Consider the following 14,868-nt stretch of genomic DNA (forward strand, 5'->3'; position numbering starts at 1 on the left):
CCCGTTTCACCCTGATGCAAGACCACGAACGAATCCGGCGGCAACCCAGACGCACGGGTACGTCGCAGGGAATGCCCACAGGAACGAATTGAGCCCCATCAGCGCGGCGCAGGCAGCGTGGAATGCAAGCCCCGCCAGGAGCATGCCGGCTGCGAGAGGCGGCGGCAGCACGAGCACAAGAACGAAGGCGCACTCGAAGGCGATTGTGCCCCAGCTCGCCAGCTTCGACAGGGTCGGATGCCGTACCAGCCACTGCCCGAGCGCCGGAGTGCCGTGGTCGATTGTCGAGAGGATGCCCGCGAGCCCGGTGCCATCGCGCCACACCGGTGACACGAGTTTGGCGATCCCCGAGGTCGAGTAGGCGAGCACCGACTGCGCGGCGATGAAACCGACGCCGAGGGCAAGTCGGGCGTCGCCGGGAAATGCTGGTGCGACGAGGACGGTGGAGATGAGGACGATGCTCGCCATCTGCTCAGCGCCATCGCCGCCGGAGCGCCGGAACCACCGCAGCGCGACGAACGCGATCGTGAGGACGCACAGCGCAGCCCACCCGAGCACAGTCTCGACCCCGCTGGCGAGAACAACCAGCGCTGTGGTCAGTTGGGCGAGCACGAGCACGGCCAGCGTGTGCCGACCACTGACGAGCGCCCGCACTCGCGACATTCGGTGGGCGGGGGTGAAGAGCACGCCACCTGGCTGGAACTGCTCGCGGACCGACCACTGTTCAACGGCGCCGACAAACACTCCGATGGCCACAAGGCGGCACGCGACGTCGAGCGCCCACCCGGCGGCGCTCACAAGCGGGGGTGCTCGAAAGAGATGAAGGCCACATCAAGCCGTCGCCCGGGCCGGGCCGTCTGTGTGCGCACGAGGACGAACTGCCGGGCGTCGCCGGGGGACGTGTCCTGCACCGGTGGCGGGGCCGCCACAACCCAACCGAGTATCTCGAGGTAGGCAGCGTGCAGCTGGATCGACGTCGACGAGCCAGCCTCGGGGCGGGCGGCAGCGCGTATGAGTGCGTTTCCGGTGTCGGTCACCGTCTTGCGGACGAAGCGGTCGGGGTTCCAGAAGGCGCGGAGCCACGGGGCCGGTGGACGTCTTTCGAGCTCACGCCACTGCCCAGGGCTGCCTGCCGACCAGTCGCGGATCAGGATGTGCAGGTCGTGACGGCCGGGCCGCGGGGCGAAGAACGTCCAGCGCGGCAGCAGCGCGAGTACGTCCCGGCGGGCGGTGTTGTCCCACCACTCCCACCGGAACTGGTTCGGGATGCTCGCGAGCAGCCACAGGGTGAAGACGATCGTGAGCGCGCCGAGAAGCGCCCCGTCAGGCAGGGTCACGCCGACGCTATTCCGAGAGGTTTCTCACGGCCTCGGCCCGCAGCTCGATGAGCTGACCAAGCGTCACCCGGGTCTCGAGCGAACTCGCGAGGTCGCGGATCTGGGCCAGTACCTCACGATCACGGTCCGAGAATTCGATTCCGCCATGACGGGCTTCCCACATCGCCTCGGCCCGGTCAGCGTGGGCTTCGGCTTCGTCATCATCCGATGCGATGGAGTCCAGTCCGACGCCGCGCTGTTGGGCTGCGGTGATCATCAGGTCAAGACTTGCCAGTTCTTTCGGCGTGAGGGAGGAACGTGCTTCCCCAGATTTCATTGCGACCTCCGACGGTTCGTATGTCAGGCCGGGCAAGCATGAGCCCGGAGCGCTGCGATCAGCGTGGCAGGTGCCCGGCGCGCCACGCAACGGGTCGGAGGGCCCTCTTTTGTCACTCTGGTTTTCACGAGCAACACCCGAAACATCCGGTGCGAGCGTCACCGGTCCTCGGCCACGAGAACCGCGCCGATGCCGCCGACGAGACGCTCGCCGACGGTCTGGGAGATCTCGAAGGCAGCGAAGCTTCCCGGCTGGAGATCACGCACCTCGATCTCCGCCGTGAGGGAGCGCTCTTCGCCCGCCTCGAGGTCCACCCCGAATTCCAGCGAACGCTCGCCGACGGCGTCTTCGACGCGGAGCAACGCGACGAAGTCGGTGAACGCCTGGCCGGTCACACCGTCCTGCCCGACCAGCGGCATGGGATTCTCGGCCGGTGCAAGGCGGATCGTGAAACCGGCAGCATCCGGAAACGGGTTCGCCACGAGAAATGGCAGAACGGCGGTGGCACCGGCCGGAACAGCGACGACCGAGAGGTTCCGCTGCGCCCAGTGGCGGTCGTTCACCGGGTCAGGTACCGGCGGTGCTGGGTCAAGCGGATGCGACACCCGTGCGAGAAGGCAGATATGGTTCGGGGCATCCGGCGGCATCTGCCGTGTCATGAGCGCCGTGGTGCCAGCGCCGCCCCGCGGCTCCACGGCCACCTGGCGGAATCCGATGAGATTCTCGGGCCGCAGAACGAACCCGAGCGTGGGGTCCGACCACCAGACCGTCACCTGCGCGAGCGACGACGCATTCGATCCGCCGCTGTTGCGTACATCCACCGCGACTTCGAGCACCTGCCCCGGCTGGTACGTCGATGTTCGGATGCCGTCGCAGAGGTACCACGTGACCGTTCCAGGCAGCGGCCGGTCCTCCCCGGTATCGCCGGGAGACCAGTACGGGATCGCCAGGTAGGGCCTGGCGTCGGCCACGTGTTCTCTGGGCATGGCGTCGCATCCTCTCGCGTCAGACCTCGTTGTAGCCGAGCGCGACCACGTCGACGGGCTGGTCGGTTATCGACCCGCCCGTCTGCCAGCACGGATGCCGCCACCCGCGGTCGGCATCGAGGTCGTAATTGTCTGCGTCGTCCACCCCGGTTACAACCTGCCGCCAGAGCGGAATGCTCACCGACTTCGCCGAGAACTGCCCGCCTCCACCAAGGCCGGAGAGGATCGCCTGTGGCGCCGATCCCGTGTGGAACGGCGCAGAACCGGACGGCTGCTCCACCCCAGTGGCCGGGTACAGGTCGAACCGGTCACCGTCGTATGGAAGCTGCGGCCAGCTCCCCTCCTCGGTCGGCGGCATCACGGTGAACTGGCGGTAACGCCAGGTCTTGAGGAAGGCATCCGGGTAGAGGACCCCGTGCAGCGCAAGGAACTCGGCGGCCTTCTGGAACCCTTCCCACATCGTCGACTGCAGGGTGAACAGGTCGGCCGCGAGCTGAGTCGATTCGGCGCGCTGCGCGAGCGACTCCGCGTCGCCGACGCTCAACTGGGCGGTGCCCCAATCGGTGTCGTGCTCTCCTCCGACATAGACGCCATTCGAGAACGCGGCCGACCAGTTCGCCTCCATGTCGTCCCACAGCGAGCACGGGTCACCATTGGCGACCTCGATGATGCAGACAAACCATCCCCCGAGCAGGAACAGGATGCTTTGGCCGAGCGCCTCCCAGAATGCTCCACATTTCACTTCGGTTGAGTCAGGCGGTTCCTGATGAGCGGGGCCGTCGTCACCGGCCGACAAGATATGCACACCGCCGCCGCTCCCGGGAACGCCCGGTTCTCCGCCCGACTCGGTGAGCACCGACTGATCGGGGAGCTTCGGCGTGTACGGCGCGGTCGGGTCGGCGAAGACGGCTGCGGCGATCGCATCGGACAACGGCGGCGGCGCAGCCGGCGTCTGGATCATCTCGAGTGCCCGAAGGTGCGCGATCATCCGCCCAAACCCGATCCCGATGTCCGGGGTCGTCTCGAGAGAATCCAGAGGGTAGACCTCGGCGAGCGCTTCGGACAGGAGATTCGCGACATCCGCGTCGATGCCTCCCGGCATGGCGGCCTCGAGTCGGTCGGCAAGGACGCCGAACCGGGGAACGTCCGGGCGGTTCGCGGCGATCCATGACCCCACAGCGTTGCGTCCAAGGCGGTCACGCAGCCGATGTGCCCTGCGCGGACCCCCGACGGATTGCCCGATATACATCGAGCCAGAGACCTGGGCGCCGTAGCCGGCACAGGCGCCGAGGCCGAACGCCTCCGTCTCCGGTGTGCCTGCCAGACGCATCAGAGCCCGGACGAGGGCGTCGGTGCGTCGTCCGAGGAGCACGTCGTTCCAGTTCCAGGCATCGATGCTGCGATCTTCCTGGCGTGGATGCGGAGGCAGGTGGTCGTGAGTCGCAACGCGGGAACGAAGTTGCTGCAATTGCGCCATGAGCTGCTGCACCTCTGGGGCGAAGTTCCGAACCTCATCCCCCGCCGCATTCAACTCCGCAACGGAGGAAGTGTCTGGCGCCCTGTCGAGGATCGATTGCAGCGACATCCGGTACCGCCCAATGGCGGTGTACAGCGCGAGTCCTTTCGTCCACACGCCCGCGATGTCTCCGAGCAGTTCCGCCTCCCGCTCACCGACCGTCGCGAACCAGGTCAGCGGGGTGAGGAGACAGCCGAGACTGGCATGCGCATCCGCGGCCGTCATCACCGCCAGGTGACGATCCCGCGTTTGCGCCTCAGCCGGGTCGGCGATGCTCTCTGCCGAGAGCGCGTTCTTGAATTCGAGAAGGGAGCCCATCAGACTGCGATATTCGAGCACGATTCTGGCCCTCCACTCCGTCGGCGGGAATGAGGCGGCCGGTTCCGAGTAGCGTGCCCAACCGCCCTGGCGTCACAGCGTAAGACCCGCGCCCGGCCGCCGCAAGGGTGAGGAACGTGTGCCTGGCACTGGGTCCGCCGGCACCAGGCCCCGGCCATTTCCACTGGTCCTTGCGGCGTGCCGAACCCATGCAGTGCCGCCGTACGGCACGATATTAGGCAGGCGTCAGCCGCGAGCCGCCTGGTTCGAGCGAGGGTGTGGGGACATGCGTAAAAAGAAACAGACTGCTGAGATCGATCATGCCGACATCAAGCCGGACTTCGCGCTGCAACGCGGCGCGGGCGCCCCCGGGTTCAGCATCGCTTCGTTCCGCATCGGCCTCGTGGGCGGACTCGGTGTCCTCACCGCCCTGACCATCGGCAGCATCCTCGGCCAGCTGGGCACCGTCCTCATCTACATCGGACTCGCCCTGTTCCTTGCCCTCGGCCTCGACCCCCTCGTCACCTGGCTGGAGAAGCGGATCCAGCGCGGCGTCGCCATCGCCCTCGTCGTCCTCGCGGTGCTTGGCGTTTTCGCCGGGCTGCTCTTCGCCGTGATTCCGGTGCTCGTCGAGCAGGCAACGAACCTCGTGGATGACTTTCCCCGTGTGCAGAGGGAGATCCAGGGGAGCGATTTCATCAAGGGGCTCGAAGAATCCTTCGGCGGTTCGCTCAGCATCAGCGACGCTCTCGCGAGCGCCATCGAATTCGTCAGCGACCCGAAGAACCTCGTCGCGATCGGCGGTGGACTTGCGGCGGTCGGCGCCGGTGTTGCCAGCGGCGTGACCGGGGCCGTCATCGTGCTCATCCTGACCCTGTACTTCCTCGCTTCCCTGCGCTCGATGAAGGGTGTCGCCTACCGCTTCGTTCCCCAGTACCGCCGGGTCGGATTCGCGACGATCACCGAGGAGATCACCGGAGCGGTGGGGCGCTATGTCGTCGGCCAACTCAGCCTCGCCCTGTGCAACGGAGTTCTCAGCCTCATCTTCCTGTCGATCATCGGGGCGCCGCTTCCGTTCCTCCTGGCGATGATCGCCTTCCTCGGCTCGCTCATCCCCCTCGTCGGCACCCTGACCGCATCAGTCATCAACACCCTGATCTGCCTGTTCGTCTCGCCGGTGACCGCGCTGATCGCCGGAATCTACTATCTCATCTACATGCAGATCGAGGCATACGTGCTGAGCCCGCGCATCATGAACCGCGCCGTTGCCGTTCCCGGGGCGCTGGTCGTCATCGCCGCCGTCGCCGGCGGTGCGATCGGGGGTGTGCTGGGGGCGCTCGTCGCGATCCCGGTTGCGGCATCCGCCATCATCATCGTGCAGAAGGTGGTCTTCCCCCTGCAGGACTCGAAGCGGTCGCCGAGCGGGGCGTGACCGGGCTCGTCTTCTGCTCCCCTTGACCTCGGGCAGTCACCGGAGAACACTCGACGGAAAAAACCCCAACCCGTCGGAGCGAGACCCGTGACTACCACCGATTTTCCCAGCCTGCATCCTGACGCTGTCGCCGACCTCAGGCAGTCCGTCACCGGCACCGTCGTTCTTCCTGAAGACCCCGAGTACGAAAGTGCGAGCGCCGTCTACGGCACGATCTACGGTCAGGTCAGCGCCCCAGCGCTCGTCGTACAGGTGGCGGACGCGGACGACGTCGGAGTCGCGATCGCATTCGCCCGGTCACATGATCTCGTGCTCTCTGTCCGGAGCGGCGGTCACAGCGGAAGCGGATTCAGTACGAACGTCGGCGGGCTCGTGATCGATGTGAGGCGACTGAACGAGATCGAGATCGTGGATCGGAAGCGCCACCTGGTCCGGATCGGGGCCGGAGCAGTCTGGGGCGACGTTGCGACGACGTTGGGAGCCGCCGGCCTCGCGCTCAGCTCCGGCGATACGGCGACCGTGGGTGTCGGTGGCCTGACCCTCGGGGGCGGAATCGGCTGGCTGGTTCGAAAGTACGGTCTCGCCTTCGACAGTCTTCTCGAGGCAACGGTCGTCACCGCCGGAAGCGAGAGGCTCCGAGCGAGCGCCGACGAGAACGCCGATCTGTTCTGGGCTCTTCGCGGCGGAGGCGGGAACTTCGGTGTCGTGACCGACCTCACCTTCGGAGCCCACGTGCTGCCCGGCATCGTCGCCGGGACGCTCCAGTTCGGCGACGGAGACCTCGCCACCCTCCTGACCTGCTGGCGCGATGTCATGCGAGCGGCGCCCGAGGAGCTCAACACCACTTTTCTGGCGATGCCCGACTTCCCGGAGATGCCGGGAGGAGTGCAGGTCCTCGCCTGTTACGGAGGAAACGATGAGGCCGCAGCGACGGCCGCTCTAGCTCCGCTGCGCGCGCTTCCCGGGCTACGGAGCGACGATATAACGCTTAAGGCATATGCGGATATTCTGGAAGAAGCACACCCGCCGGAGGGCATCACGATCGTTGGCCACAACGCTTTCGCCCGGGTTCTCGACGACGAGCTGATCGCCTCACTGGCATCCATGTACCGGCAACTCGGCGGCTCGGTCCTCATGATCCGAAGCCTTACCGGAGCGTTCAGCAGGATTCCCAAGGACGCGACGGCCTTCGGCTATCGGGACAGCGAAGTGCTTCTCATCTCGGTGGCATTCCTCCCGACGGATGCCCCGGTCGAGGCGGCCGAGCGGGTGCACCAGCTCTGGGCGACGGTCGAACCGCACCTTCAGGGAACGTATACCGGTTTCTCGAACGCCCCTGACGGGGAGGATCCGGCGCTTCTGTACCCGCCGGACATTCTCGCCAAGCTCGTAGAGGTCAAGCGGAGGTTCGATCCGGAGAACCTGTTCAGCCGTAACCACAACATCCGGCCGTCATAGACGTTCTCAACGCCCCGCACGGGGTCCGGGCCTCAGTCGTCGTCGCCCCACCCTGCCGGGCCCCGCGCAGTCCCGCTTTCGACTGCGGGCTCGCGGCGAAGAACCCTACTGGTAATCGGTACATCCGCCACGGGGAAGTCGGCTGTCGGACGTGCCCGTGAACCGGTGGGCTCGGTCGTTGCATCGACCGGCTCGCGGAGCGCCGTTGAAGCGGATCCGCCTTTCGTGCCGACCGCTTTCACGACGAGCACAGCGATGCCTGTCGTGACCGGAATGGCCAGAACGAGCCCGATCGACCCGACCAGTGTGCGGACGATCTCCTCGGCCAGTTCGCCGCTGCTGATTGTCTCGACGAACGGGCGTTCCTGAAGCGAGAGCAGGATGAGCAGTGGAAGCGCCGCGCCGGCGTAGGCGAACACGATCGTGTACACCGTCGAGGCGATGTGATCGCGTCCGACCCTCATGGCGCCCGCGAACAGGCGCCTGGCGCTCGACTCGGGGGCCAGTTCATGCATCTCCCATACGGCCGATGACTGTGTGATCGTCACGTCGTTGAGCACTCCCAAACCTGAGATGATCAGGCCGCAGACGAGGATTCCGGAGAGCGAGATCGATCCGGTCGCATACGAGAGGGTGTAGTCGGCCTCATCGTTCAGCCCCGTGAGATGGGCTGCGCCGGTCGCCCAAGCCGCGATGAGGGAGGTGGTGACGAGGCCGAAAATCGTTCCAAGCAGGGCCGTTGATGTCCGTGCCGAGAAACCATGAGCGAAATAGAGGACCCCGATCATGATCACGCTCGAACCCACGAGCCCCAGCAAGATCGGCGGCGCCCCTTGAACAAGCCCGGGGATGATGAAATGGGCAACGACGGCATAGGCACCGGCCAGACCGAGAAGGGCACGCAAGCCCCGCCACCGTGCGACAAGCACAACGACAAACGCGTACACAGCGGCGAGGAGGGCCATCGGGACCGTCCGCACGAAGTCCATGAAGGAGTAGCGGGACTGAGCGCCCTCACCGGCGGCGCCGAGGTCGAGGTAACGGATGCGGTCACCGACTTTCACGTCGGCTTCCCGGTCCACCTCAGGAGGCACCTCAACGGCGACGGTGGCGCCGCCACTGTCGGGTGCGAGATGGACCGTCGCACATTCCTGGTCGACGCTGGCCTCGGTGGACGGGTACAGGCACGGCGCAAGGCTGGTGCGCTCGACGGTTCCAACCTGGAAACTTGCACCTTGCGCAGCCGAGTACGGGTTGCCGATCTCCACGTCAGTCGGAGTTCCGGACGGCCAGAGCAGGAACATTCCCAGAATCGTCACCAGGGTGATCGGAATCAGAATGGCGGCGAGGAGCCGGTTGGCGCGACGGCGCGTGGCAGCCGCCTCAGGCGAAGCGTCGACGTGCTCGTGAGAGTGGCTATGGCCCATGGTGTCCTTCGATGTCAGTGCCGGAGGCGTCGAGCCCGTGCGGATCTCGCTGCATCGGTGGCGACCATCACGATAAGGCCACCGGCGAGAAAGATGATCAGGGCGAAGGGAAGCGACTGGATGCCGTTCCGGTCGAGCAGGAGGCCGCCGAGCAATGCTCCGCCGCCGATGCCGACGTTGAACGCGGTGGTTTGCAGAGCGGCCGCGAAGTCGCGGGTCCGGAACGAGGCGGTGTGGAGCATCCGGGTCTGAAGCATCGCGGGGACCCCGCCGAACGCGACACCCCAGACGACGAAAGCGACGACGACCACCACAGCGTTGGCCGACCAGAGCGCGAGCACGAGAACCGAGACCATGACGGCGATCAGGGCGATCGCAAAGCCGCGTTTGGGGAACCGATCAGATGCCAAGCCGGCGAGCACGAGCCCGATCGCACCCGCGCCGCCGAAGAGGAAGAGGAGGAACGGCACCGACGCCTCCTGGAACCGTGCTGCATCGATCAGCCATGGTGCGATGTAGGTGTAATAGGTGTTCTGCCCGGTGAGAATGACCATGATGACGAGGCAGAGCAGCAGCACCCCGCGCATGCTGCGGTCCTTGTGCATCGGCAGCCGGATCTCACCCGTTTTAACGGGCACATGATGGTTCACCGGCGGAAGGAACTTCAGCACGGCGAGAGCCAGAAGCACGACGATAACGGCGATGATGCCGAACGCCACGCGCCAGCCCAGAGCGTGCCCGAGAGCCGTTCCGACGGGGACGCCGAGGACGAATGCGGCGGAGCCGCCACCCGAGGTGATCGCGACCGCCTTGCCAAGCTGGTGTTTCGGCACGAGGTGAGCCGAGTACGCGGCGACGACCGCCCAGAACAGCCCGTGGGCGAGACCGCCGAGAATGCGGGCGCCGACGAGGATCTCGTAGGTCGGGGCGATAGCGGCGAGCACATTCGCGAGGGCGACGACGAGCAGGACCACGAAGACGAGCCCTTTGCGCGAATACTTTCGGGTAAGCGCGGCGAGCGGCGTCGTCGCGACCACAACGGTGCCGGCGAAGACGGTGACGAGCAACCCGGCTGTCGACAGGCTGACATCCAATTCGGCGGCCATCTCGGGCAGGAGGCCGGTGGGGAGGAACTCGCTGGTCACCGAGACGAAAATTGCACCCGCGAGGGTGAGGAGGCCGATCCACGGGAACGCAGCGGATGCGCCCGGAGCGGTCGTGGGGTTCGTTGAGTTCGTGTGAGTAGACACAGGCGTCGCCGATCAGGGAAGTGGGCATGATGCGCGGATCCGAACTCCTATGGGCGGCGCGCTAGGCGATACAGCCTAATCGACTCCGAGCCCAGGATGGTGATCCTGCCGGCCGGGCAGACCCACAAAGCTGAGTCACGGCACGGGCGCGGTGGCATCAAGCAGGCGCTCGAGCGGACGTGGTGCCGGGTTCTCGCCCAACGCCTCGACGAGGGCGCGGGCATACCGGCTCTTGCGGCCGCCGATCGAGCCGAGGAACCTCCGCAATTGCGCATCCACGGCTCTGCTTCTCTGGGCAGGCTGGTTCTGAAACGTGCGGAAGGCTCGCAGGTCGCCCTGTGCGTCGAGAACCTGTTCGACGGCATCCGTTCCGAGCGCCCGGATGAGCTCATCCTCAAGGTCGGCGCTGCACACCGAGAATCCCAGGTTCTCCATGTCGTTGCGGCTCAGGGCCTGCCCAAGCCCAGCGTGTTCCAGGGCGCGACGGAAGAAGCCCTCTTCTCCCACGTCGCACAGGCCGGCGAGGTCGAGCCCGAGACCCGCCGGGCCCAGAAGTTCCACGAAGCTGCGGATGTTCATGGCGCCGCCCAGAGGGATGATCGCCACCCGCTCCTCCTCGAAGTCGCGATGCCGGGCTTCGGCGAGCGCCTCGATAGCCATCCGGTCGCTCTCGCCTTCGACCAGCACTGCGCGTCGGACGGTGCCGGCGAGTTCGCGGACAGCCTCCTGCGCATCCGCGTCCCTTCGCGCGTAGCTCGAGACCGCGGCTCGAAACCGCGCCATGTCGCCCATCGCCCATTGTTGCGCGCTGGTGCCGCTGGCGACAGAGGCGGATGCCGTCGCGAACGTTTTGCAGGAGATGGCACGCTTATCAGGACCAAACGGCCAAAAGCATCCTGAAACCCTGCAATCTCCTTCTAACCGTGCGACCAAGAACTTCTTCTGCACAACTCAGGCAGGCGACGAAGTCCTGTGCCGAGGGTGTGGCCGAGCGCCCATGGGCGACGGTGCAGGACTTCGCCGCGCGCCGTCCCCCTCAAGCCCCCGCAGGCGGATCGGCCAGCAACTCCACCCGATCATCGAGGTAGGACGCGAGGTCGACGGCATCCGCGTCGCCAGCGGTCGCATTCCAGCGCACCCGCGGCTGGTCGCCGTCGAGGAACAGGCGACCGGGCGACGTCCGAAGCTTTTCGGCGTCGATCACCACCGGTGCCGCATCGAAGTTGACCGTCTCGCCATACGGGAATCGCCCGCGGGATGCCGCGGCTCGGTAAGCGCGACGCTGCTCCGCCGACTGCGACTGGTATGCCGGGCGCCCCGGCTCCAAAGCTCGGGTAGTGTGCCCCGTCTCATAGAGGGAGCCGTCCGCTCCGAGCAAAAACACCCCGAGCCGCCAGACGCGGCCCATCGACCGAAGCACGGCGGGACGTGAAACGAGCAGCACCCGGTGTTCGGGGACGTACTCGGCGAGCGCCTCCGTGCGCGCGCCAGAAGCACCGAGCCGTTCAACGGCACGATCGAGAAGAGCGTGAACCTCCGCAGCGATCCGTTGGTTGTCTGCGGCTGTCGGCATCCGTCACCGTCCTGACGCGAGCAGTACGAGAGAGCTGCCGCGAGCCTCGCGAGGTCCGAACCAACTCATGGGACCCAGCCTACCGAGGCGCCCGAAGGGCCAGCCTGGTCTGGGTCTGGGCGGCACCCGCCTCGGTCTTCAGCCTGCGCAGCAGCGCATCGAAGAGGCCGGTGTCGTCGACGATGATGTGGAGCAGGTAGTCGTACGGCCCCGTGACGTGCACGGCATCCCGCACCTGCGGCAGCTTCTCGACAAAGGCGAGGAATGCGTCCGAATCGCCGTCCGGGCGCAGCCGCACATCGATGAACGCCTCAAGGCCGGTGCCTCGCGAAGGAGCGTCTGGGTAGTCATCGGCAAGGACCGCCCGGTAGCCGATGATGACGCCCGACCGCTCAAGCTTCCGTACCCGCGCAGCGGCAGCGTTCGTGCTCAGCCCGACCAGGGTGCCGAGTTCACTGAAGGAGATCCTGCCATTGGTGCTGAGGTGACGGAGAATTTCGTCGTCGATGCCATCCATGCCGTGAATATATCCGACCAGCGGTGGGATGGGCAGTGGGTTCTGGTGCGCGGAGGATCCTGACGGTATGTCCCTGTTCTTGATCGGCACTCTGGCGGGCCTCGGGGTTGCAATGCCCCTCGGCGCGATCGGCGTGCTGCTGATCCGGGAGGGCATCGTTTCCGGCTTCCGGATCGCTGCCGTCGGAGCCATCGCTGTCGCCACGGTCGACGCGGCCTACTGTGCTGTCGCGGTCACGCTCGGGTTTCTCGCCGAATCCTGGATCGACGCGCTCGGCGCCGCACCCGCCCTGGTCTCCGGGGTCGTACTCGTCGCACTGGGCAGCGCCGGACTGGCGCGGGCCCGCGACGCGGCGACGCCGACGGATGCTTCGAGTCCCCGCTCCTCCATCGGTGTGTTCGCGCGCTTCGCTGGCCTCACAGCGATCAACCCGGCGACGCTCCTGTACTTTCTCGCCCTCGCCGCGACCCTCACGTCGACGTTCCGGCTCGAAGGATCCAGCGCGGCGTTCGTCGCTGGCGTCGGTGTCGCATCGATGGGCTGGCAGTTGGGCCTTGCCGGTACCGGCGCGCTCCTCGCCAGACGACTGCGGCCTTCCGGGCAACGGATGCTCAGCACCGCGGGCTCGGCCATGGTCCTCGCGTTGGGCATCGCGGCACTGGTCGCTGCTGCGGTCCACCACGCCGGGACCTGACCGAACGGCTCACCCGCGCCTGGCCTCTTTCTCCATCCATCCTCGTCAACCCACCAGGGCCCGCAACGTCTCGGCGTTCCTCACCGCGTTGCCGTTCCCGTCGTTGTTGAAGTAGACGTAGACATCCGTTCCTGAGTTTCTCCACTCGCGGATCCGATCCGCCCACCAACGCAGGTCGTCGTCGGAGTACGAACCGCCGTAGAGGTGGTCGTGGTCCGGGCCGTGCATACGGACATACGCGATCGACGAGGTCACCCGAAGAATGCACGGCAGATTCGCGCCGCTCATCACGCAATACGCTGCGCCGTGCGCTTCAAGCAGCCGGAACACCGCATCGTCGTGCCAACTCGGATGCCGGAACTCCACTGCCACCGGGATCCAGTCCGGCAACCGCCGAAGAAAGTAGTCGAGCCGCGCATCGTCGCGCACCATACCCGGCGGCAACTGCACGAGGAGTACCGCCCGTTTGTCGCCCAGCTCGTGCCAGCCGCGGGCGACGCGGTCGATCCAGGCATCCGGGTCGTACAGTTTCTTGCCGTGCGTGAGCCCGCGCGGCGCCTTCACCGAGAGCCGGAACCCCGGCGGGAGCCGCCTGCGCCAACTCGCGAACGAGGCGTCCTTCGGCCACCTGTAGAAGCTGGCGTTCAGCTCGACGGTATCGAACCGGTCGACGTAGTGCGCCAACCGGTGCCATCGGGCGAGCCCCTCCGGGTAGAGAACGTGCTCCCAGTGGTTGTAGCTCCACCCCGACGTGCCGATCGAGATGCTTCCCATTTGCCCACCGTATAAGTCGGGGCCGGATCAGCCACAACCCCCTTGCGGCATGAAGGAGCCACGGCGACGCTTGCCTGCACGACGAATGAAGAGGAACTACCGAGCGGAGGATTCCCATGCGAGCGATGGTGTACCGCGGACCGTACAAGGTTCGGGTCGACGAGAAGGACATCCCGCCCATCGAGCATCCCAATGACGCGATCATCCGCGTGACGCTCGCCGCGATTTGCGGATCCGACCTGCACCTGTACCACGGCATGATGCCCGACACCCGGGTAGGAATGACGTTCGGTCACGAGTTCATCGGCGTCGTCGAGGAGGTCGGCTCCTCGGTCCAGAACCTCAAACGAGGCGACCGCGTGATGGTCCCGTTCAACATCTACTGCGGCTCCTGCTATTTCTGTGCCAGGGGCCTGTACTCCAACTGCCACAACGTGAATCCGAACGCCACCGCGGTTGGCGGCATCTACGGCTATTCGCACACGTGCGGCGGATATGACGGTGGGCAGTCCGAGTACGTTCGGGTGCCGTTCGCGGATGTCGGCCCGGCCCTGATCCCCGAATGGATGGACGACGAGGATGCGCTCCTCTGCACCGACGCCCTTGCCACCGGCTATTTCGGTGCGCAGCTCGGTGACATCCATGAAGGAGACACTGTCGCGGTCTTCGGCGCCGGGCCCGTCGGTTTGTTCGCTGCGAAGTCGGCCTGGCTGATGGGTGCTGGGCGGGTTCTGGTGATCGACCATCTCGACTACCGGCTTGAGAAGGCCCGCACATTCGCGCACGCTGAAACCTTCAACTTCGCGGAGTACGACGACATCGTCCGAGAGATGAAGAAGACAACCGACTACCTCGGAGCGGACGCCGTGATCGATGCTGTCGGCGCCGAAGCGGACGGCAACCTGACCCAACACCTCACCTCAGCCAAGTTCAAGCTGCAGGGCGGATCACCCGTCGCCCTGAACTGGGCGATCGACTCGGTCCGCAAGGGTGGGACGGTATCCGTGATGGGCGCATACGGTCCGCTGTTCAGCGCCGTGAAGTTCGGTGACGCCATGAACAAAGGCCTCACCCTGCACATGAACCAGTGCCCGGTGAAACGGCAGTGGCCGCGCCTGTTCGAACACATTCAGAACGGGTACCTCAAGCCGAGCGACATCGTCACTCACCGCATCCCCCTCGAGCACATCGCCGAGGGATATCACATCTTCTCGGCCAAGCTCGATAACTGCATCAAGCCGGTCATCGTGCCGAGCCAGAGCGCCTAGAA

General features: G+C 66.1%; 15 protein-coding genes. 4 read left to right on the top strand and 11 right to left on the bottom strand.

Annotated elements, in window-relative coordinates:
- Positions 1-6: 6 nt before the first annotated feature.
- The 5 genes from BM197_RS02825 to BM197_RS02845 all read right to left on the bottom strand — a co-directional run bounded on the left by BM197_RS02825 (position 7) and on the right by BM197_RS02845 (position 4,473).
- Positions 7-798: a hypothetical protein gene (locus tag BM197_RS02825; protein ID WP_090708595.1), complete on the bottom strand. Its 792-nt coding sequence runs from the start codon at positions 796-798 to the stop codon at positions 7-9.
- Positions 795-1,337, bottom strand: a complete 543-nt coding sequence (locus BM197_RS02830; RefSeq protein ID WP_090708596.1) for a hypothetical protein — start codon at positions 1,335-1,337, stop codon at positions 795-797. The genes BM197_RS02825 and BM197_RS02830 overlap by 4 nt, the downstream gene beginning before the upstream one ends.
- A gap of 7 nt (positions 1,338-1,344) precedes the next feature.
- Positions 1,345-1,653 carry a hypothetical protein gene (locus tag BM197_RS02835; RefSeq protein ID WP_090708598.1) on the bottom strand — a complete coding sequence of 103 codons (309 nt, stop codon included), beginning with the start codon at positions 1,651-1,653 and terminating at the stop codon, positions 1,345-1,347.
- Positions 1,654-1,811: 158 nt separating this feature from the next.
- Positions 1,812-2,639, bottom strand: a complete 828-nt coding sequence (locus BM197_RS02840; protein WP_090708599.1) for a hypothetical protein — start codon at positions 2,637-2,639, stop codon at positions 1,812-1,814.
- 19 nt (positions 2,640-2,658) lie between these two features.
- Entirely contained in the window at positions 2,659-4,473 is a 1,815-nt protein-coding gene (locus BM197_RS02845; RefSeq protein ID WP_090708601.1) for a hypothetical protein, read from the bottom strand.
- A gap of 286 nt (positions 4,474-4,759) precedes the next feature.
- Between BM197_RS02845 and BM197_RS02850 the strand changes: the two genes are divergently transcribed.
- On the top strand, positions 4,760-5,905 hold the full coding sequence (locus BM197_RS02850) for an AI-2E family transporter (RefSeq protein ID WP_090708603.1): 1,146 nt from the start codon (positions 4,760-4,762) through the stop codon (positions 5,903-5,905).
- An 87-nt stretch (positions 5,906-5,992) separates the two neighbouring features.
- Entirely contained in the window at positions 5,993-7,363 is a 1,371-nt protein-coding gene (locus BM197_RS02855; protein ID WP_090708605.1) for an FAD-binding oxidoreductase, read from the top strand.
- 32 nt (positions 7,364-7,395) lie between these two features.
- On the opposite strand, the gene BM197_RS02860 is transcribed toward BM197_RS02855, so the two are convergent.
- The 5 genes from BM197_RS02860 to BM197_RS02880 all read right to left on the bottom strand — a co-directional run bounded on the left by BM197_RS02860 (position 7,396) and on the right by BM197_RS02880 (position 12,130).
- Positions 7,396-8,790, bottom strand: a complete 1,395-nt coding sequence (locus tag BM197_RS02860; protein ID WP_090708606.1) for a YibE/F family protein — start codon at positions 8,788-8,790, stop codon at positions 7,396-7,398.
- A gap of 14 nt (positions 8,791-8,804) precedes the next feature.
- The gene (locus BM197_RS02865; protein WP_090708608.1) at positions 8,805-10,040 is read right to left on the bottom strand and encodes an MFS transporter; all 1,236 of its coding nucleotides are present in this window, start codon (positions 10,038-10,040) and stop codon (positions 8,805-8,807) included.
- Positions 10,041-10,175: 135 nt separating this feature from the next.
- Positions 10,176-10,823: an ATP-dependent endonuclease gene (locus BM197_RS02870; protein ID WP_245762347.1), complete on the bottom strand. Its 648-nt coding sequence runs from the start codon at positions 10,821-10,823 to the stop codon at positions 10,176-10,178.
- 253 nt (positions 10,824-11,076) lie between these two features.
- Entirely contained in the window at positions 11,077-11,613 is a 537-nt protein-coding gene (locus BM197_RS02875) for a hypothetical protein (RefSeq protein ID WP_090708611.1), read from the bottom strand.
- A gap of 79 nt (positions 11,614-11,692) precedes the next feature.
- On the bottom strand, positions 11,693-12,130 hold the full coding sequence (locus BM197_RS02880) for an Lrp/AsnC family transcriptional regulator (protein ID WP_090708612.1): 438 nt from the start codon (positions 12,128-12,130) through the stop codon (positions 11,693-11,695).
- 67 nt (positions 12,131-12,197) lie between these two features.
- Here BM197_RS02880 and BM197_RS02885 point away from each other — a divergent pair, with 67 nt between their 5' ends.
- Positions 12,198-12,824 (top strand): LysE family transporter, encoded by a 627-nt coding sequence (locus BM197_RS02885; protein ID WP_177216689.1) that lies wholly within the window; start codon positions 12,198-12,200, stop codon positions 12,822-12,824.
- A 45-nt stretch (positions 12,825-12,869) separates the two neighbouring features.
- Here BM197_RS02885 and BM197_RS02890 read toward each other — a convergent pair whose 3' ends face one another.
- Complete coding sequence (locus BM197_RS02890; RefSeq protein WP_090708615.1) at positions 12,870-13,598, bottom strand: DUF72 domain-containing protein; 729 nt, start codon at positions 13,596-13,598, stop codon at positions 12,870-12,872.
- A gap of 116 nt (positions 13,599-13,714) precedes the next feature.
- On the opposite strand from BM197_RS02890, the gene BM197_RS02895 reads away from it, so the two are divergent.
- Complete coding sequence (locus BM197_RS02895) at positions 13,715-14,866, top strand: zinc-dependent alcohol dehydrogenase (protein ID WP_090708617.1); 1,152 nt, start codon at positions 13,715-13,717, stop codon at positions 14,864-14,866.
- Positions 14,867-14,868 lie beyond the last annotated feature (2 nt).

This window comes from Mycetocola miduiensis, from assembly GCF_900115155.1.
In the GTDB taxonomy this organism is placed as follows: domain Bacteria; phylum Actinomycetota; class Actinomycetes; order Actinomycetales; family Microbacteriaceae; genus Mycetocola_A; species Mycetocola_A miduiensis.

Excerpts from the sequence above, each read along its gene's own strand:
- BM197_RS02835 (WP_090708598.1), bottom strand. The coding sequence starts at position 1,653 with ATGAAATCTGGGGAAGCACGTTCCTCCCTCACGCCGAAAGAACTGGCA.
- BM197_RS02840 (WP_090708599.1), bottom strand. The coding sequence starts at position 2,639 with ATGCCCAGAGAACACGTGGCCGACGCCAGGCCCTACCTGGCGATCCCG.
- BM197_RS02845 (WP_090708601.1), bottom strand. The coding sequence starts at position 4,473 with ATGGGCTCCCTTCTCGAATTCAAGAACGCGCTCTCGGCAGAGAGCATC.
- BM197_RS02850 (WP_090708603.1), top strand. The coding sequence starts at position 4,760 with ATGCGTAAAAAGAAACAGACTGCTGAGATCGATCATGCCGACATCAAG.
- BM197_RS02860 (WP_090708606.1), bottom strand. The coding sequence starts at position 8,790 with ATGGGCCATAGCCACTCTCACGAGCACGTCGACGCTTCGCCTGAGGCG.
- BM197_RS02870 (WP_245762347.1), bottom strand. The coding sequence starts at position 10,823 with ATGGCGCGGTTTCGAGCCGCGGTCTCGAGCTACGCGCGAAGGGACGCG.
- BM197_RS02875 (WP_090708611.1), bottom strand. The coding sequence starts at position 11,613 with ATGCCGACAGCCGCAGACAACCAACGGATCGCTGCGGAGGTTCACGCT.
- BM197_RS02880 (WP_090708612.1), bottom strand. The coding sequence starts at position 12,130 with ATGGATGGCATCGACGACGAAATTCTCCGTCACCTCAGCACCAATGGC.
- BM197_RS02885 (WP_177216689.1), top strand. The coding sequence starts at position 12,198 with ATGTCCCTGTTCTTGATCGGCACTCTGGCGGGCCTCGGGGTTGCAATG.
- BM197_RS02890 (WP_090708615.1), bottom strand. The coding sequence starts at position 13,598 with ATGGGAAGCATCTCGATCGGCACGTCGGGGTGGAGCTACAACCACTGG.
- BM197_RS02895 (WP_090708617.1), top strand. The coding sequence starts at position 13,715 with ATGCGAGCGATGGTGTACCGCGGACCGTACAAGGTTCGGGTCGACGAG.